This is a genomic window from Nocardioides sp. Iso805N (genome assembly GCF_000364605.1).
Taxonomy (GTDB): domain Bacteria; phylum Actinomycetota; class Actinomycetes; order Propionibacteriales; family Nocardioidaceae; genus Nocardioides.
In genome coordinates this window covers 222,653-240,480 of the sequence record NZ_KB822578.1, presented here as the reverse complement: position 1 = coordinate 240,480, position 17,828 = coordinate 222,653, and the positions used below count along the sequence as shown (strand labels likewise).

At 71.1% G+C, this 17,828-nt stretch carries 15 protein-coding genes; 6 read left to right on the top strand and 9 right to left on the bottom strand.

All coding sequences use genetic code 11. The annotated features are described in order from the left end of the window. Nucleotides 1–23: 23 nt before the first annotated feature. The 3 genes from H036_RS0110965 to H036_RS0110955 are packed head-to-tail and all read right to left on the bottom strand — an operon-like array spanning nucleotide 24 to nucleotide 2,017. The gene (locus tag H036_RS0110965) at nucleotides 24–221 is read right to left on the bottom strand and encodes a Trm112 family protein (RefSeq protein WP_017934832.1); all 198 of its coding nucleotides are present in this window, start codon (nucleotides 219–221) and stop codon (nucleotides 24–26) included. Beyond that, nucleotides 221–1,603: a phosphomannomutase/phosphoglucomutase gene (locus H036_RS0110960; protein WP_017934831.1), complete on the bottom strand. Its 1,383-nt coding sequence runs from the start codon at nucleotides 1,601–1,603 to the stop codon at nucleotides 221–223. Before H036_RS0110960 ends, H036_RS0110965 begins: the two co-directional genes overlap by 1 nt. Before the next feature lie 45 nt (nucleotides 1,604–1,648). After that, on the bottom strand, nucleotides 1,649–2,017 hold the full coding sequence (locus H036_RS0110955; RefSeq protein WP_017934830.1) for a DUF3499 family protein: 369 nt from the start codon (nucleotides 2,015–2,017) through the stop codon (nucleotides 1,649–1,651). A 161-nt stretch (nucleotides 2,018–2,178) separates the two neighbouring features. Here H036_RS0110955 and H036_RS0110950 point away from each other — a divergent pair, with 161 nt between their 5' ends. Both H036_RS0110950 and H036_RS0110945 read left to right on the top strand, forming a co-directional pair. Further along, nucleotides 2,179–2,562 carry a metallopeptidase family protein gene (locus H036_RS0110950; RefSeq protein WP_017934829.1) on the top strand — a complete coding sequence of 128 codons (384 nt, stop codon included), beginning with the start codon at nucleotides 2,179–2,181 and terminating at the stop codon, nucleotides 2,560–2,562. A gap of 101 nt (nucleotides 2,563–2,663) precedes the next feature. Continuing rightward, nucleotides 2,664–3,827, top strand: a complete 1,164-nt coding sequence (locus tag H036_RS0110945; RefSeq protein ID WP_017934828.1) for a GGDEF domain-containing protein — start codon at nucleotides 2,664–2,666, stop codon at nucleotides 3,825–3,827. Nucleotides 3,828–3,855: 28 nt separating this feature from the next. Here H036_RS0110945 and H036_RS0110940 read toward each other — a convergent pair whose 3' ends face one another. The 3 genes from H036_RS0110940 to H036_RS0110930 form a co-directional block, all read right to left on the bottom strand. Next, nucleotides 3,856–5,199 carry a DUF5719 family protein gene (locus tag H036_RS0110940; protein ID WP_017934827.1) on the bottom strand — a complete coding sequence of 448 codons (1,344 nt, stop codon included), beginning with the start codon at nucleotides 5,197–5,199 and terminating at the stop codon, nucleotides 3,856–3,858. A gap of 89 nt (nucleotides 5,200–5,288) precedes the next feature. Further along, nucleotides 5,289–8,156: a glycosyltransferase family 2 protein gene (locus H036_RS0110935; protein WP_026145950.1), complete on the bottom strand. Its 2,868-nt coding sequence runs from the start codon at nucleotides 8,154–8,156 to the stop codon at nucleotides 5,289–5,291. A gap of 179 nt (nucleotides 8,157–8,335) precedes the next feature. Beyond that, entirely contained in the window at nucleotides 8,336–8,590 is a 255-nt protein-coding gene (locus tag H036_RS0110930; RefSeq protein ID WP_017934826.1) for a WhiB family transcriptional regulator, read from the bottom strand. 252 nt (nucleotides 8,591–8,842) lie between these two features. Between H036_RS0110930 and cofD the strand changes: the two genes are divergently transcribed. The 3 genes from cofD to H036_RS0110910 are packed head-to-tail and all read left to right on the top strand — an operon-like array spanning nucleotide 8,843 to nucleotide 11,668. After that, entirely contained in the window at nucleotides 8,843–9,853 is a 1,011-nt protein-coding gene (cofD, locus tag H036_RS22565; protein ID WP_036488085.1) for a 2-phospho-L-lactate transferase, read from the top strand. Continuing rightward, nucleotides 9,850–10,872 carry a coenzyme F420-0:L-glutamate ligase gene (locus tag H036_RS22560; RefSeq protein ID WP_232421847.1) on the top strand — a complete coding sequence of 341 codons (1,023 nt, stop codon included), beginning with the start codon at nucleotides 9,850–9,852 and terminating at the stop codon, nucleotides 10,870–10,872. The genes cofD and H036_RS22560 overlap by 4 nt, the downstream gene beginning before the upstream one ends. Before the next feature lie 40 nt (nucleotides 10,873–10,912). Further along, nucleotides 10,913–11,668: a DUF3105 domain-containing protein gene (locus tag H036_RS0110910; protein ID WP_017934824.1), complete on the top strand. Its 756-nt coding sequence runs from the start codon at nucleotides 10,913–10,915 to the stop codon at nucleotides 11,666–11,668. 61 nt (nucleotides 11,669–11,729) lie between these two features. Here the strand turns inward: H036_RS0110910 and dinB are convergent, their stop codons facing one another. Beyond that, complete coding sequence (gene dinB, locus H036_RS0110905; RefSeq protein WP_017934823.1) at nucleotides 11,730–12,947, bottom strand: DNA polymerase IV; 1,218 nt, start codon at nucleotides 12,945–12,947, stop codon at nucleotides 11,730–11,732. A 67-nt stretch (nucleotides 12,948–13,014) separates the two neighbouring features. Continuing rightward, nucleotides 13,015–14,127 (bottom strand): mannose-1-phosphate guanylyltransferase, encoded by a 1,113-nt coding sequence (locus H036_RS0110900; protein WP_017934822.1) that lies wholly within the window; start codon nucleotides 14,125–14,127, stop codon nucleotides 13,015–13,017. 50 nt (nucleotides 14,128–14,177) lie between these two features. On the opposite strand from H036_RS0110900, the gene H036_RS0110895 reads away from it, so the two are divergent. After that, on the top strand, nucleotides 14,178–14,927 hold the full coding sequence (locus H036_RS0110895) for a TIGR03089 family protein (protein ID WP_017934821.1): 750 nt from the start codon (nucleotides 14,178–14,180) through the stop codon (nucleotides 14,925–14,927). 13 nt (nucleotides 14,928–14,940) lie between these two features. Here H036_RS0110895 and H036_RS0110890 read toward each other — a convergent pair whose 3' ends face one another. Continuing rightward, nucleotides 14,941–17,736 (bottom strand): FG-GAP-like repeat-containing protein, encoded by a 2,796-nt coding sequence (locus H036_RS0110890; RefSeq protein WP_157417264.1) that lies wholly within the window; start codon nucleotides 17,734–17,736, stop codon nucleotides 14,941–14,943. Nucleotides 17,737–17,828: the final 92 nt, after the last annotated feature.

The window sequence follows — 17,828 nt, the reverse complement described above, 5'->3', positions numbered from 1 at the left end:
CCGCTGCGCCCCTCTCGCTCGGATCAGTTCCGCGCTTCGTCCACCAGCAGCACCGGGATGCCGTCACGCACCGGGTAGACCAGTCCGCACTCGCCCAGACAGGCGAGCTCACCGGTGCCCGGCTCGGCGCCGGCGATCTCGCGGGGCTCGAGCTTCCCGTGGCACTTGGGGCACACGATGATCTCGAGCAGGGTGGGGTCGAGCCCCAGGGTGGTTGCCATCAGCTGTCCTTCCGGATGATCGCGAGCGCCTCGTCGCGGACGCCCTCCATGGTCGCCAGGTCCTTGCCCTCGGCGTTGAGCCGCAGCAGCGGCTCGGTGTTGGAAGCCCGCACGTTGAACGTCCAGTCGGCGTGGCTGACGGTCAGACCGTCGAGCTCGTCGAGCTCGACCCCGTCGCGTTCGCCGTACGCCGCCTTGATCGCGGCGATGGCGCCGGCCTGGTCGGGCACGGTGGAGTTGATCTCGCCGCTCATCGGGTAGCGGGCGTAGCGGGCCATCAGCTCGGAGAGCGGCCGGTCGGTGTCGGCTAGCACGGCGAGCACGTGCAGCGCAGCCAGCATGCCGGAGTCTGCGCGCCAGAAGTCGCGGAAGTAGAAGTGGCCACTGTGCTCGCCGCCGAAGACGGCATCGGTCTCGGCCATCCGGGCCTTGATGTAGGAGTGACCCACCCGGGTGCGGACGGGTATGCCGCCCTGTTCGGCGATCATCTCCGGGACCGCTCGGGAGGTGATCAGGTTGTGGATCACGTGAGCGCCGGGATGCTTGGCCAGCTCTCGCTCGGCGATCAACGCCGTGATCGCGCTGGGGTTGACCGCCTGGCCGAGCTCGTCGACCAGGAAGCACCGGTCGGCGTCGCCGTCGAAGGCCAGGCCGACATCCGCGCGCTCGGCGACCACCCGCGCCTTCAGGTCGGCCAGGGTGGACTCGTCGAGTGGGTTGGCCTCGTGGTTGGGGAACGTGCCGTCGAGCTCGAAGTACATCGGCACGAGGTCGACCTGATCCGCGCCGACCCGCCCGAAGACGGCCGGCGCGGTGTGCCCGGCCATCCCGTTCCCCGCGTCGGCGACCACCTTGAGCCGGCGACCCCTGATCGGAGCCAGGGTGAGTAGGTGCGCGGCGTACGCCTCCAGGACGTCGCCCTGCTCGATGATCCCGGGAGCCATGGTGGGAGCGAGCGGTACGCCGGCGATCACCTGGTCGCGGATCTCGGACAGACCCGTCTCCAGACCGATCGGTACGGCGTAGGCGCGGCACATCTTGATGCCGTTGTAGCGAGCCGGGTTGTGGCTCGCGGTGAACATCGCGCCGGGCAGGCCGAGGTGGCCGGAGGCGAAGTAGAGCTGGTCGGTGGAGGCCAAGCCGATGATGACCACGTCGACGCCCAGCTCGGAGGCGCCCTGGGCGAAGGCGGCGGCCATGCCGGGAGAGCTGGGCCGCATGTCGTGCCCCACCACGATCCTGGGCGCGCCGAGCACCTTGGCGAAGGCGCGGCCGGTCGCACGAGCCAGGTCCTCGTCGAGCTGATCGGGGACCGTGCCGCGCACGTCGTAGGCCTTGAAGATCGCCAGCACGGTCGCAGGATCGATGGTGGGCTCAGGCATGAGGCTCACCCTAGCGGTGCCGCGCGCGACCCTCCGGGACGCGCCTCAGTCCGTGGTGAGGACGCGGAGATGGCCACGGCGACCGGTCTCGCGGGTGCCGGACTCGGCAGCGGGGCGCGGCGGCGGGGACGGCGCCGGCCGACCCGCCTCGCGCACCGCGTTGGCCAGCGCCAGCAGGTCGTCGTCGGAGGGACCCGGCGGCACGTGCTCGCGAACTAGCCGGACGACCTCCCAGCCGCGCGGGGCGGACAGCCGCTCCGCGTGCTCCTCGCACAGGTCGTAGGCGTGCGGCTCGGCAAAGGTGGAGAGCGGACCGAGGACCGCCGTCTGGTCGGCGTAGACGTAGGTCAGCGTGCACGTCGCGGGGCGGGTGCAGGCAGTACGCGAACAACGACGGGCAGGGGTCACGGCCACACGGTACAACCGGTTGTGGCCGGGTCGGATTAGGCTCGCGGCGTGAGCGAGCGAGCCATTCATGACGGCGCCGGGTGCGCCTCCTGCGCGCAGGGAGCGCCGCCCCGACCGGTGCGGGGAGCGTCCCGATGAGGGGCCTGCGCGATCGTCGGGGGCGAGGGATGCGTGGGCCGGCGGTGATGCCGCGGGTTCCCGGACGCCCGGAGCTGCGCACCCGCCGGGAGCGCTTCGACGACCTCGTGCTCAGCATCGTCACCGAGATCGATGAGCGATGGCAGGAACGGCTCGGACTGGTCGAGTACGCCGTCGAGGACACCCCGCAGATCCCGGACGACTGGACGACCGAGACCGTCCCGCTCTCCTCGCTGATCCGCGGCAGCGGCACCACCCCCACCCGACTGGTGGTCTTCAGGCGTCCCATCGAGCACCGCTGCGAGTCACGCACCGACCTCGAGGCCATGCTGCTGACGGTGATCGTCGAGCAGGTGGCTGAGCTGCTCGGCATCACCCCGGAGATGGTCGACCCGCGCTACGAGGACGAGTAGCCCCCTCCCAGGACCCCCTCCTCGGATCCTCTCCTCGGTACCCTCGCATCTCCGCCGTGCGCCCGCCGGTGGGCGCACGGCGGAGATGCGAGGAGGGAAGCGTGTCCATCGGCCCGGCCGACGTCTTCTTCATCGCCGCGTTCTTCGCCCTGCTCTGCCTCGGCGCGCTGATGTCGCTGGCGCGCGCTCAGCTGCCGGGCATCCGGCTCGCCGTGGCCGCCAACGCGCTCGCATTCGTCTCCACGACGGTGCTGTGGGCCACCCTGCGGTGGGACTGGCCGACCACGCCGGCCCTGCTCGTCGGCAACTTCGTCATCGTCGCGGCGGTGTTGCTGCTCTACGTCGCGTTGTGCCGCCTCAGCGAGCGTCGCGTGCCAGTGCGCCTTCTCGCCGTCGGGACGCCAGTCTTCGCGCTCGCCTACATCGCCGAGCTTGTCATCTGGCCATCGATGACCGCGCGGGTCGTCATCGTCTCGGCGGGGCACGTTGTGCTGATGCTGAGCCTGGTGCGCGTGGTCTGGCCGACGACGCCCGTCGATCGCGCGGCCTACGGCCGCTGGTTCACCATCGTCGCGCTGCTGTTCGACATCCTGCTGCAGGGCACCCGCGCGGTCGTCTACGCATCCGGGATGCAGCGGGTCGGCACACTGGGCGATCCGCAGCCGTGGAACACCGCCTTCCTGGCGCTCAACGGACTCGCGCTCGCCGCCCTGATCCTGGGGGTCGTGCTGGTGGGCAACGACAGGCTGATCAGCGAGCGCGCCCGCGAAGCCGACACCGACTTCCTCACCGGCGTCCTCACTCCGCGGGGCTGGCATCGCGCCGTCGAGCGGCTGCGGGCCTCGACTGACGCTGACCTACCGATCCTGCTGGCCGATCTCGACCACTTCAAGGAGGTCAACGACCAGTACGGCCACGCGGCCGGCGACGTCGCTCTGCGCCACTTCGTCACCGCGCTGCGCAGCGTCGGCGGTCAGGACAGCGTCATCGGCCGCCTCGGCGGAGAGGAGTTCGCGGTGACGTTCCCCTCCGCGGCGGTGGACAGTGTGCAGCAGATCGGTCAGAACGCGCTCCGCCTGCTGCACCATCAACCGATCGCCTACGAAGGTGCGTCGATCTCCGTGGCGTTCAGCGGCGGCATCGCCAACTGGCGCGGCGAGGAGCCGCTCGAGGCAGCCATGCGCCGCGCCGATGCGGCGATGTATGAGGCCAAGGCAACCGGTCGGGCCCTGATCGTGGTGGCCGACGACCAGCGTTCGAGCTGACGCCGCAAGCGGCCCGCACCGGCCTGCGCTATCGCGGCAGGCCGGGCTTCACGAACGGCACCCGGGTGGTGACCTGCAGCCGAGACAGCGGCACCACCGCGTCGCCGTCGTGCAGGCTGACCAGCACCGAGCCGCGGAACGCCGTACGCTCCGGCGTCACGTCGACCCGAACGGCGCCGTTCGGCAGCGAGACCTTCAGTGCCTGGCGTGGGCTGATCGCGACCCGCTGCGAGCTGAGCTGCCTGCCGTCTGCGGCGCGTGCCACCACCGTGAGCGCACCGACACGGGGTGCACCGCCGACGATCAGCTGCTTGGTCCCGGTCGGCACGATGGCGCTGCTGGCCGTCCTGCTGTGCTGGGATCGGGCGATGAGCGAGACGTCACCACCCACGACCGAGCGCAGCGACGAGGTCACGACGCCGGTGGCGACGACCTGGACGCCGAGCACACCCTCCGACCCGGCCGACTCCAGCAGCTTGCCGATGTCGACGCGTGCGACCGACTGCGGCCCGATGTCGAGCGTCGGCGCGTTGTCCGGGGTGAAGACCGAGTTGGACGAGACCAGCCGGACGGTGGCAGTGACCTCACGGTCCGACGGGTTGGCGACGGTGAGCTGCCGGTTGCCGCTGCCGGAGCTGAGACCGAGGAGCAGCGCCCGTCGCGCCGGACGGGTCTGAGCCGGCAGCCAGTCCTCGTCCACGTGGTTACCCACGAGGTGGGCGGCCTGGTCACGGACCGCCACCGCGACCTGGCCGCGCTCGACGACGGCATGCAGCGCGAGCGCGCTCTGGGTCGGCATCACCGCACCGAGGTCGATCTCCTGGCTGGAGTGACCGGGCACCGCGATGCCGCGCAGCGCGGGTACGTCGATCGGACCGGTGTCGCCGAGGACCGTCAGGTCCGCGATCGCCTGCCCGGGGTTGGGGTTGACCAGCACCACGTGGGAGTCGTGCGTAGGCCCGGCGCCGAGGCCTGTGAACCACTGGTCCGAGCGGGGTCGTGCGCACGACGCTGCTGCGACCGGCTTGGTCGAGAAGCGCGTCGCGACGAGGCCTGGCGCGGCCGCGCCGCTGGCGGTGATCACGACCGGATCCTTGCCCGCGCTCACCGTGCCGACACCGCCGGCCGGCACTGTCACACTCTGGCTGCCCCCCTGCTCCTCGGCGGTGACGTCACCGGAGCCCGCTGAGCCGACACCGGTGTGGTCCCCGCTCCCCAGGGAACCGGGGCAGACCAGCGTGGCGCGGGTCAGCGGCGAGGTCGTGGGCGGGTGGAAGTAGCCGGTGCCGAAGCCGGGGGTGGTCAGGAACAGCGCCAACGCGACCAGCAGCGGCAGCGCGATCGCGAGTCCGAAGGTGAGATCGATCGGCATGCGGCTCGAGCTTGAGCGGTTCGAGCGGTTCGAGCGGTTCGAGCGGCTCGGCCCGGTGCGATCGGATCGGGTGGATCGGGTGGATCGGCTCATCGGCGGCGCCTCCGCTCCAGGGTGGGCAGACACAGCACCACGACCAGGACGATGCCGGCAGCCTGGATCACCAGCAGGCCGATCCGCAACCAGGAGCGGTGATCGTCGAAGTCGCCGCGTGGATCGACATCGAGCTGCCACGCGCGGGTGGCCCGATTGGCAGCGCTCGCCTGGGTGACGGCGCCACTGGCATCGATGGCCGCCGCGACCGAGCGGTCCACCCGCGGCGGCAGCACGACGTACTGGATGCCGGCGTCCGCCAGACCCTGCACGACCTGGTCGGTGGGATGGGAGACCAGCTGCTGCACCAGGTCGGTGAACGCATGGTTCTCGGGGGTCAGGGTGATGATCTCGTCGTCGCCGATGGTGGTGCCGTCGCCGCGCACGATCGAGTAGCGCAGACCGCCGGACGTGCTGCCGCGGATGACTAGGACTCCGTTGTGCGGATCCTGTTCGGCGTTCTCCACCATGTACGACGGCACACCGTCGTGCCACTGCGTGGTCAGCGACTCGTTGCCGTCCACGACGAACCAGCCCAGACCGACCAGCGGCACCACGGCCGCCACCACGGCGACGACTCCAGCGGTGGTACGCCGCCAGCCTGCCAGACCGCCGGCGAGGACGCCCTGCGCGCCGAGCACCGTGGCGACGATGGCACTGCCCTGCAGGCAGACCATCGGGAAAAGCAGCCCCGCAGGCGTGGTGCCGTGCGCGAGGTGGAGCGAGAGGAAGCCGAGCAGCATCGCGACCACCGCGGTGGCCAGGAGGCCGATCCAGCAGACCAGCACCGGGATCCGGGTGCGCACCGGGACCAGCGCGACGATGGCCAGCACCGGAACCACGAGGCCCAGCCACCACGGCGCACCCATGTCGGCGAGCCGGGCGACGAGCAGGTGAGCGCCGCCGAGCTGCGGGCTCGGCAGGCGGCCCGCGTCCAGGACCAGACCTGCACCGGCACCGTGGATCAGCGCCGGCAGCCACCAGGGCAGCAGCAGGATCGGCGCCGTACCGAGAGCGGCGGCCGGGGGGCCCCACACGGAACGCTCGCGCATCGCGCCGGGAACGATCCGGAAGGCGGCGACCACCACGATGAGGGCCAGCACCAGGGCGACCAGCCACGCCGAGGGCGTGAAGCAGCTGGTCAGGGTGAGCAGGAGTCCCGTGCGCCAGGCAGCTCGCCAGCGGCGGTCGGCGTCCGGCTCGGCGAACCCGAGCGCGGCGTGCGCCAGCCAGGGCAGCAGGGCCGCGGCGACGACGGCACCGAGCCTGCCGTCGCCCCAGGCACCACTGACGACCGGGATCAGGGCATAGGTGGTGGCGCCCCACAGGATCAGCCAGCGCGGCGCACCACGGTGGCTGATCAGTCGCCCGACCACCCGCAGCAGCCGCCAGGCGCCCCACAGCGCGATCGGGAAGGAGACGATCAGGACGACGCTGACGGTCAGGGCCGCGTTGCCGCCGAGGATGGTGCCGAGCAGCGCCAGCGGGAGCAGGTACGGCGGAGCCGGCACCGCGGTGCCGATCCCGAGCGGGTGCCAGGACTGGTACTGCAACTGCCACCACTCCCCGACTCCGGTGGGGGCGGGTGAGAGGCCACCGCCGGCGATGGCGTGCCACGCCGGCCGCGAGCCGATCAGGCCGAGCACGACCACCGCGGTGAGCGCGAGCGCGACCGGGTTGGTGAAGAACCTGACGATCCAGCCGTTCTCCACGGGGATCTCGTCGTCGTCCACGGCCGCTGCCTCGCGGGCCGCGAGCTCACGTGCGGCGAACGATGCCGGATCGGCCTCGGCCACCGCCGTACGACGGCGTTCGGCCACGTCGGAGGCCTGGTTGGTCAGCGCGCTGACGACATCGCCGACGAAGTCCAGGCCGTGTCGGTAGGGCAGCCAGGGCGGCGCCAGCAGCTCGCGCACCTGCGCGGACGGGACGGTGGCACGTTCACGACGGCGTCGGCGGGCGGCGTGCACCAGGCCGGGCCGGCGATAGACGGACACGAGCGCGGCGAGCTCGTCGAGCGCGGCACCGACCTCGCGCACGACGAGGAAGCCGATCATCCGCAGCACCGTGCCGAGAGCCAGCCTGACCAGCTGGAACGGCAGCACGCCGGGCCGACAGTTGGCCAGCAGCGTGTAGAGGGCGGCGCGGCGCTCCTCGTAGTGGGTGTGCTTGCCGGTCAGCGGCGTACGTCGCACGCCGCGGTGGGCAGCCTCGGCGTGGAAGACGATCGCCTGCGGCACGATCACGGTGGGATGGCCGGCCGAGGCAGCGCGCCAGCCGAAGTCGATGTCGTTGCCGAAGATCGGCAGCTGTGTGTCGAAGCCGCCCACCTCGGTCAGTGCGGTGCGTCGCACCAGCATGCCGGCGGTGTTGACGGCGAGCACGGCGCGGACCTGGTCGTGCTGTCCCTGGTCGTACTCGCCGCGCTCCAGCCCGGTCTCGCGCCGCCCGGTCCCGGAGATGGTGACGCCCAGCTCGAGAAGGCGTCGCAGCGAGGGCCACTCGCGCAGCTTCGGGCCGAGGATGCTGGCCTCGGGATGCGCCTGTGCGGCGGCGAGCAGCTGCTCGAGCGCGTCGGGCGCAGGCGTGGAGTCGTCGTGCAGCAGCCAGATCCAGTCCGGCTCGTCCTCGGTCAGGCGCTCCAGACCGAGGGTGACCGCCTCGGGGTAGCTGGTCGAGCCGGGTACGCGCAGCGCCGTACCGAAGGCCTGCTCGAGCAGCTCGGAGGAGTCGTCCTTGCTGCCGGTGTCGACCGCGACCACGCGATCGGGCGCGACCGTCTGCGCTTGGATGCCCTCGATGACGGTGGGCAGCCAGCGGGCTCCGTCATGGCTGACGACGAGCAGGGCAACCGTTGGACGCACGATCGGCAACCTTAGACGACGGAGCGAGCGAGGGACGAAGCTCGGGCGCTGCTCGCGAGCGAGGGAGTCAGCGCGCGCAGCGCGCTCACCGCCTTCCCGAGCCGTCGAAATGCAGCAGACCCCGGACGTGCCGGGGTCCTGCTACATCTGTCACGGTGCTGAGCCGGCCCAGGGCCGGCTCAGACCGCTCGCTTCTTGAGCTTGCGGCGCTCCCTCTCGGAGAGCCCACCCCAGATGCCGAAGCGCTCATCGTTCATCAGCGCCGACTCCAGACAATCGTCTCGCACCTCGCAGGTCTGGCAGACCTTCTTGGCCTCCCGGGTCGATCCACCCTTCTCAGGGAAGAACGCCTCCGGGTCAGTCTGAGCGCAGAGCGCACGCTCCTGCCAGCCCCCGTCGTCGGCGTTCGACTCGAGGAGAAAGAGTTCCCTCATCGATCTCAGCCCTTCCCGACTCTTAGCAGTGACCTTCGATGTTCGTCATACTCGACGCGCCGCCCAAGCGGTCCGCCGTTGCGCAACCTTGTTCACAGTTTCGGCGTGTCGGCTGGACGCTTGAGTGATTCAGCTCCAACGGAATGACACGAGTGAAATTACATGCCTGTCGTAACCCGAAGTCAAGCCCGACCTCTGCTATAGCACCACCCGTCACACCAGTCACATCCAGTGGTCTGAGAGGCTGTCGCCATGCGTCACATCACCGTCCTCTCCGGCGGACACGGCGGAGCGAAGTTCATCGATGGGCTGCTGCACGGCATCGCTGCCGGCACGCTGCCCGGCGTCGCGGCCGACGCGACAGTCACCGTCGTCGCCAATACCGCCGACGACCTCTGGATCCACGGTCTCAAGGTCTGCCCCGACCTGGACACGGTGATGTACACCCTGGGGGGCGGTCTAGACCACGATCGCGGCTGGGGCCGCACCCAGGAGACGTGGAGCGTCAAGGAGGACCTCGAGGCCTATGGCGCGCCCAACACCTGGTTCGGGCTCGGCGACCGCGACATCGCGACCCACCTGGTGCGTACCCAGATGCTGGAGGCGGGCTTCGCACTCTCCCAGGTGACCGACGCCCTGTGCGAGCGCTGGCTCCGACCCAAGTACGGCGAGGGCGTCCGGCTGCTGCCGATGACCGACGACCGGGTCGAGACGCACGTGGCGATCGCCGACCCCGACTCGCCCTCCGGCCGGCGGGTGGTGCACTTCCAGGAGTACTGGGTGCGGCTGCACGCCGCCGTACCTGCCGAGCAGCTCGTCTTCGTCGGCCTGGACGCGGCAACGCCCGGACCTGGCGTGCTGGACGCGATCACGAACGCGGACCTCGTCGTCGTACCGCCGTCGAACCCGGTGGTCTCCGTCGGCACCATCCTCGGCGTACCCGGGCTGCGCGAGGTGCTCCGGGCCACGTCGGCCCCGGTCGTGGGCGTCTCCCCCATCATCGGCGGCAGCCACGTCCGCGGCATGGCCGAGCAGATGCTCGCCGCCGTCGGCGCCGAGGTGAGCGCGGCCGGCGTCGGGCTGCACTACGGTGCCCGCACGGCAGGCGGCGTGATCGACGGCTGGCTGGTCGACATCGTCGACGCGAAGGCACTGCCGCGGCTGGAGCAGGCCGGCCTGCGGGCCGCCGCCGCGCCGCTGTGGATGCACTCCTCCGAGCAGACCGCCGCGATGGCGACGGCCGCGATCTCCCTGGTCGGATGAGTACGGATCGGATGAACGGCACGCCGACCCTCGTCGTCTGGGCGCCGGACGGAGTCGGCGAGGTCGTCGCCGGCGACGACCTCGCCGCACTGCTGCTGCCCCTGCTGGAACGCGAGCCCGGCGGTGCCCGCCTCGCGGACGGCGACATCGTCGCCGTCACGAGCAAGGTGGTGGCCAAGGCAGAGGGTCAGGTCCGTACCTCCACCCGCGAGGCCGAGCTCCCCGGCGAGACCCGCCGCGTCGTCGCGCGCCGCGGCCCCACCATGATCGTGCGCAACCGGCTGGGGCTGACCATGGCCGCCGCCGGCATCGATGCCTCCAACGTCGCGCCGGGCCAGGTGGTGCTGCTGCCGCTGGACCCGGACGGATCGGCCGGCGTCCTGCGGGCAGCCATCGCCGAGCGGGCCGGCGTCAACGTGGGCGTGATCGTCACCGACACCGCCGGCCGGGCCTGGCGCGAGGGACAGACCGACATCGCGATCGGCGCCGCCGGATTGGTCGTCGCCGAGGACTTCACCGGACAGGTCGACGAGTACGGCAACGCACTGGTGGTCACCGCCCCGGCGGTGGCCGACGAGATCGCCGGCCTGGCCGAGCTCGCCACCGGCAAGCTCGGCGGGCGGCCGTTCGCGATCGTCCGCGGCCGGGCCGACCTGGTCCTGCCGGCCGGGCAGGACGGTCCCGGAGCGGGCGCGCTGATCCGCGCGGAGGGCAGCGACTTCTTCGGGTACGGCGCTCGCGAGGCGGTGCTGCGTGCACTCACCGGCGATGCGGCCGACCGGACGCCGTTCGGCGCCCCCGCCTCCGCTGAGGAGCTGGCCGCGGCGATCGCGCAGGCGACCGCGCTGGACGCCGTACCGGACGGGGCAGGGCTGGCAGTGACCGGTGCCGACGAGGCGCAGCTGACCGCGCTGAGGGCGCTCGGGTTCGCCTTCGGATGGAGCCTGGAGACAGCGCAGGCCACCGCGGCGGCGACCAAGAACGCCGGTGTTGTACACCTGCGCCCGGCGACTCCGTAGACTCTGCGCGACCTGACCGACTCGAACCCCTGAGGTACCCGTGGCCAAGCCGTCCAAGTCCGACCGTCGCGCGGTCGTCGACTCGATCCGCAAACAGCAGCGCGGCGCCGACCGGTCCCGCGGTTTCGCCATCGTCGGCGTATGCGTCTTCGTGGCACTGCTGATCGTGGTCCTGGCGGCCTACCAGCCCGTGAAGGACTGGTGGGACACCCGGAAGTTCAACTCGATCTCGCTGGCCAGCATCGGCAAGCCTGCCGCGGTCTGCCAGAAGGTCACCACGCTGAAGGCGGATGGCAACCAGCAGCACGTGCCGACCGGTCAGCTGGTCACCTACACCACCGCGCCGCCGGCCTTCGGTCCGCACTGGAACGAGCAGGGCGTGGCTCCGGTCGCGATGAGCCGCAAGTTCTACACCCGCGGCGACCGCCCCGCGCTCGAGGCGCTGGTGCACAACCTCGAGCACGGCTACACGATCCTCTGGTACGACGACACCGTCTCGGCCGCGCAGATCAACGAGATCCGCGCGATCGGCGCGAAGTTCCCCGGCGACACCAACTTCCGCTACAAGTTCATCGCGGTGCCGTGGCTGCCCGCGGACGCCAAGTCGATCGGCAAGAGCTTCCCGAAGGGCACCCACGTCGCTTTCACGCACTGGTCGGCGGGCGGCAACGGCGAGACCGACACCACCAAGCAGGTCGGCGCGTTCCAGTACTGCTCCGACGTCTCGGGCGCGGCGCTGAAGACGTTCATGACGACCTACCCCTACACCGACAGCCCGGAGCCGGGCGCCATGTGACCGAGCGCGGATCGTCGTACGCCCTGACCGCTCCAGCGGTCAGGGCGTACGACATTTGCGCTCAGCCACGGCCAGGGTCAGGCAGCGTCGGCATCTCGATCCCCGGCTCGGCGCCGAGCAGCACCGCACGGGTGATCGCCCCGGTTCCGTACTTGTCCTTCACCGCATCCAGCGCCCCATCGAGGATGCTCCCGCGGCGGATCACGCCCTCGGGACCGGGCCATTCCAACGGCAGCTCGAGCTGCTCGGTGTGCGAGTCGGCGAGACCGGAGATGCTGACGCCGACCAGCGTGCAGCCTCGCTCGGCGAGGAGCGGCAGCGCACCGCGCAACAGCCTCCGCGCGGTGGCGACCCAGACCTCGGTCGCCCCGGTGGCCTCGCCGGTGGCGCCGATCGTCGCGGAGCGGGTCGCCCGGGTGTAATCGTCGAAGCGCAGTCGTAGCGTCAGGGTCCGGCCGATCCGCTCCCCCGCCCTCAGCCGGCGGGCGACCCGGTCGATCAGCGCGACGACGTGCGCATCGAGCTCCGCGGGTGTGCAGTGCCGACGGCCGAGTGCGCGCTGGGCGCCGACCGAGCCGCGCCGCTTACCGACCTCCACCGGCCGCGGGTCGCGCAGGTGGGCCAGCGCCCACAGGTGCCTCCCGGATGCCCTGCCGACCAGGCCACCGAGCACCTCCTCCTCACGGCGCGCGAGGTCACCGACGGTGCGGATGCCGTCGGCATGCAGCTTCGCGGCCGTCACCTTGCCGACGCCCCAGAGTCGCTCGACCGGCAGCGGGTGGAGGAACTCCTCCTCCCGCTCGGGGTCGACCAGCAGCAGACCGTCCGGCTTGCTGACCGCGCTGGCGACCTTCGCCAGATACTTCGTGCGGGCGACGCCGACCGAGATCGGCAGGCCGACCTCGACGCGCACGCGACGGCGCAGCGATTCCGCGATCGCCGCCGGCTCGCCCACCAGCCGGCGCAGGCCCCCGACGTCGAGGAAGGCCTCGTCGATGGAGAGCCCCTCCACCAGCGGCGTCGTGTCGCGGAAGATGTCGAACACCCGCCGGCTGGCCTCGACGTACGCCGAGAAGCGCGGCCGCACCGTGATCAGCCCCGGGCACAGCCGTCGTGCCTCGGCGCCGGCCATCGGCGTGCTGACGCCGTACGCCTTGGCTTCGTAGCTGGCGGCGAGCACGATCCCGCCGCCGACCGCCACCGGTCGGCCGCGCAGCGTCGGATCGTCGCGCTGCTCGACCGAGGCGTAGAACGAGTCCAGGTCGGCGTGCAGGATCACCCGACCATGATCGAACACTTGTTCGAGCGATGTCCAGCCCTCGGCCGCCCCGGACCGGAGCGGACGCTCAGGTCAGTGTGTCGAGGTTCTCCGCCTTGAGGCTGGCCACGATCTGCTTCACCTGCTGGGCACGCGCCCTGGTGGTGACCAGGACCGCGTCGGGGGTGTCGACCACGACGATGTCCTCCAGACCGACCACCGCGATGGTGCGGCCGCTGGAGGGCACCACCAGTCCCGAGGCGTCGATCGAACGCACCAGTGCGCTGTCCCCCAGCACGGTGGGCCCCTCGGAGTCGACGGTCATCGCTGCGTCCAGCAGGGTCGCCAACGAGTCGAAGTCACCGACGTCGTCCCAGCCGAACTCCGCCGGCACCACCGCGACCTTGCCGGCCGACGCGGCGGGCTCGGCGACGGCATTGTCGACGGCGATCTTGGGCAGCCGGCTCCAGAGCTCCTTCATCCGCTCGGCCCCGCTGGTCGGGCCCAGCGCCGCGATCTCGCGAAGGGTGGCGGCGAACTCGGGGTCCCACGTCGCCAGCAGGTCGAGCAGGACGGTCGGGCGGACCACGAACATGCCTGCGTTCCAGCGGTAGCCGCCGTCGGCCAGGTAGGACTGGGCGACAGCCTCCGAGGGCTTCTCCACGAAGCTGTCGACCAACCGGGCAGCCGGATGTCCGGGCAGCTCGCCGACGCCGTGCACGTAGCCGTACGCCGTGCTCGGGAACGTCGGCGTGATGCCGAGCGTGACCAGCCAGCCGTCGCGCGCGACCGCGACCGCGGTCCGGACCGCCTCGGTGAACTTCTTGGCACGCGTGATGACGTGGTCGGCGGCGAAGGAGCCCATCACCGCGTCCGGGTCCCGCAGCTCGAGTACGGCGGCGGCCAGGCCGATCGCGGCCATCGAGTCGCGCGGCGTCGGCTCGGCGAGGACGCAGCCCTCGAGCTGCGGCAGCTGCTCGAGCACCGCCTCCTGGTGCACCGCTCCGGTGACGACCAGGAACCGGTCCTGCGTCAGCACCTGCAGCCGGTCATAGGTCTCCTGCAGCAACGACCGGCCGCTGCCGGTGAGGTCGCGCAGGAACTTCGGCGCCGCCTCCCGCGAGAGCGGCCACAGCCGAGTACCAGCGCCGCCGGCGGGGATGACCGCCCAGAAGTTGTCGATCGAGAGCCGTCCAGCCATAGGGCGCAGCCTAACCAGTGCCGCGCCGACCAACAGGGCAGGATGGGCGTGTGACGACGTTCTCTGATGTCCTGGCCCGCCAGCTGCGCTCCAACCCCGGCCGTCCGCTGGTGACGTTCTACGACGAGGCGACCGGCGAGCGGGTGGAGCTCTCGGTGACCACCTATGCCAATTGGGTGGCCAAGGTCTCCGGCCTCCTGGTCGAGGAGCACGGGCTCGAGCGCGGCCAACGGCTGCACATCGACCTTCCGGCGCACTGGCTCTCGGTGGTCTTCCTGGGTGCCGCGTGGAACGCCGGTCTGGTCGTCACCGACGCCGAGGACGCCGACGCGGTGGTCTGCGGACCCGGCTCGCTGGGGATCTGGGCACAGACCGCGAGCACCCGCCCGACACTGGCCTGCGCTCTGCTGCCGCTGGGGGTGCGGTTCGCCGAGCCGCTGCCTGCCGACGTACACGACGTGGGGATCGAGGTGTGGGGTCAGCCCGACGGCTGGGAGCCCTGGGACCCGCCGACTCCCGAGGACGCGGCGACGGAGTGGAACGGCGAGGTGACCAGCCAGGCACAGCTGTGGGCGGCCGCCGCCGGAGCTTCCCTCTCCAGCGGCGACCGCCTCATCTCGGAGACGGACCCGGCTTCCCCACCGGGAACCGCCTCCTTCTGCGAGCCGCTCGCGAACGGCGGCTCACTCGTCCTGGTCGTCCACGCCGACCCCGACCGACTCGAGGCGATCGCTGTCGCCGAGCGGGTCACGGGTCCTCGTCGGGATCAACGCATCCCGCGCGGATCGTCCCAGGACTGAGCCTCTTCTCCTCCTAGTCGGCCAGGTCGTAGCGACTGAAGCCGGTGCCCAGCAGCTGGGGGGCTCCGAGCGTTCCGGTCGCGGTCGGCGCGATCTGGTAGAGCGCGCCGGCGCTGTTGCGCACGATCAGGGCGGACGTGCCCGTGCCGTGCACGTTGCCGACGCCGATCACCCAGCTGTAGGCCGCCAGGCTGCCCCCCACCGTGATCGGGTTGGTCAGGCCGCCGGGTCCGTTGCCCGGGTAGAGCAGTGTCTTCTTGGCCTTGACGAACAGCGCGTCCGGAGCGCCGTCGCTGGTCCAGCGGCCGACCGCGACCTGCTTCTTGGCCGAGATCGCACTGTGCGAGACGTACGACGCCCCCAGGCCGCCGGCGCCCTTGCCCGGCCAGATCCGCATCGCGCCGTTCACCTGACCCTGCAGGTCCGGCCAGCCGTCCCCGGTGATGTCGCCGGCCGCGCTGAGCAGGGTGACCGCACCGAAGCCGCCGGCGAGCACGGTGGGCTTGGCGAACCGGCCCTGGCCGTTGCCCAGGTAGAGGTAGAGGTTGCCGTCGGTGTTGCGCGTGATCAGGTCCGAATGACCGTCGCGGTTCCAGTCACCGGCATCGAGCAGCTGAGTCGCGTTGGGCAGCTTCAGACCGGTGTCGATCGGGGCGCCGAGACCGGTGCCGGAGGACGTTGTACGCGGCACACCGAACGTGCCCGTCCCTGTGCCCGGCAGCGTGACGATCGAGCCGTCGGTCCTGCGGGCCAGCAGATCTGGATGGCCGTCGCCGGTGACGTCGCCCGGACCGGCGAGGCCGGTGACGCTCCTGAGGTCGACGGCGGACAGAGCCTTGCGGACGAACGTGCCGTTCCCGCGTCCGAGGTAGGCGCTCATCCTGCCCTGGTTCTTCCCGGCCTTGGTGATCTTCGCGACCAGGTCGTTGCGGCCGTCGCCGTTGATGTCACCGACGGCGGTGATCATCGCGCGGCCCACGAACAGCTTCGTGTCCTTGCTCACCGCTTTGCCGTAGTGGCCGGCGCCATCGCCCGGCCGCACCTTCACCACTCCCGCCGTCGACACCTTGACCAGGTCGGCTCGACGGTCACCCGTGAGATCGGGCGAGGTGAAGGACCCGGCGCCGCTCACCGCGACCGGCACTGTCCGGGAGGCCGCCGAGACCGTCGGCACGACGTAGGCCTCCTTGGTGGTCGCGTCCCGGACCACGATGTCGGGATCCGCGGAGCCGACGAAGCTCGATTCGAGGGTGCGGCCCGACCAGCCGACCTGCAAGGAGGCGGCCAGCGTACGGATCTCGGGGATCTTGGCGTAGAGGTACTTGCCCGGGCACGCGGTCGACTTGGTGTCGCGGTGCCCCATGATCGAGGAGGCGAAGGTCCTCGGGCCGATCGCGACGTTGGTCGCGGCGGCCGAGACCCCGTGCAGGGACAGCTTCCAGGCGAAGAGAGCTCCCTCTGCCTGGATCAGCGCCGAGGTGGGCTTGGCGATCTCGAAGTTGCCGATGGCCGAGACGCCGAAGCCGTAGTTGTTGTAGTTCTCGGTGTGCGCTCCGACCACGGGCCGGTCGACGCCGCCGTAGCGGCCCTCCCAGATCCGGCCGAACTTGTCGATCAGGAAGTTGTAGCCGATGTCGCGCCAGCCGCGGCTGCGCACGTGGTAGGCGTAGATGCTGCGGATGATGCCGGGCACCTCGGCGGCGGTGTAGTCGTTGGCGTTGACGGTGTGGTGCACGAACCCGCCATGGACCTCCGCGTACGTCGGCGCGGTCTGCTCGCGGATCTTCTCGTCCGCTCCCCATTGGGCGCGGCTGTAGATCTGCGGCTTGGGCGTGTACGCCGCCGCCGCCAGAACCGCCTGGTCGGCGGCAGCGATGTCGGACGACTCAGCCGGACCCGCGGCCGCGTCGGAGGTCACGTCGACGCCGTCAGCGGCGCCGGCACTGTCGGCACCGGCCGCCGGCGCGGCCGTACTCGTGCCCGCAGCTGCGGTGTTGCCAGCAGCGGCGGTGCCGGCACTGCCGGCGGAGCCCATCGTGGCCGTGTCGAGAGCCGGCCGCTCCGAGGCGGTCGGCGTCTGTCCCGGTGCGATCACCGCGAGCTTGAGATCCGGCGGCACCTTCGCCCCCGTGACCCCCATCCGGACCTGCACCCGGTCGACGTGGCCGACCAGGGCCTCCATCGTGCCGGGACGTGAGCGCTTGCCCTCGGCCGTGCCTGCGTCCGGGCCGTCGATGTCGTAGTCGACCTTGGTCCAGCCGGTCCAGGCGCCCGACTTCTCGGTGCGCAGCTGCACCCGGATCTGGCTCGGCTTCAGGTTGTCGCCGTGCTCCCAGGTCACACCGACCGTGCCGAACCCGGTGACCCGTTGCGGCGTACTGGTGATCGTGGTGCGCTTCGCCCTGGTGGCGAGGCGGGCATTGGCGGTGGCGGCGCCTGTTGCCTTGCCGATCGCACGGCGCCCGATCGTGGGACCTGCGGCAGCGGTGAGCTGCACCTCGTCCACGGAGGCGTCCGCCGAGCCCGTAGCGACCACGGACGGCGTCAGCGCCGCCTTGGTGTACGCCGCCAGAGCCCCGCTCGGGCTCGGCGCGATCGCGGGAACGGTGGTGCCAGCGCTTCGGCCTGGGGAGGCGGTCCCGGACGGCGTCTCACGGACGACGTCGAGGGTGACGATGGTGGCGGCGGGGACGAGGGCGGCGACGACGACACCGAGTGCGAGCAGCTGCTGGCAGGTGGCGACATAGCGAGTTTTTCCGGGGTGCATTCCATTGCTCCAGGTGTGGGGGAAGTTCACACGAGGGCTCAACTTTCACACCCGTCACAGCACCTTGGGAAGGTCTCGCGAGTAACTACATCATTGTAATTTCTACTCGACACGCCGATGAATCCGAGATTAAA

Excerpts from the sequence above, each read along its gene's own strand:
- H036_RS0110960 (WP_017934831.1), bottom strand. The coding sequence starts at position 1,603 with ATGCCTGAGCCCACCATCGATCCTGCGACCGTGCTGGCGATCTTCAAG.
- H036_RS0110940 (WP_017934827.1), bottom strand. The coding sequence starts at position 5,199 with ATGCCGATCGATCTCACCTTCGGACTCGCGATCGCGCTGCCGCTGCTG.
- H036_RS0110965 (WP_017934832.1), bottom strand. The coding sequence starts at position 221 with ATGGCAACCACCCTGGGGCTCGACCCCACCCTGCTCGAGATCATCGTG.
- cofD (WP_036488085.1), top strand. The coding sequence starts at position 8,843 with ATGCGTCACATCACCGTCCTCTCCGGCGGACACGGCGGAGCGAAGTTC.
- H036_RS0110950 (WP_017934829.1), top strand. The coding sequence starts at position 2,179 with ATGCGTGGGCCGGCGGTGATGCCGCGGGTTCCCGGACGCCCGGAGCTG.
- H036_RS0110930 (WP_017934826.1), bottom strand. The coding sequence starts at position 8,590 with ATGAGGGAACTCTTTCTCCTCGAGTCGAACGCCGACGACGGGGGCTGG.
- H036_RS0110900 (WP_017934822.1), bottom strand. The coding sequence starts at position 14,127 with ATGGCTGGACGGCTCTCGATCGACAACTTCTGGGCGGTCATCCCCGCC.
- H036_RS22560 (WP_232421847.1), top strand. The coding sequence starts at position 9,850 with ATGAGTACGGATCGGATGAACGGCACGCCGACCCTCGTCGTCTGGGCG.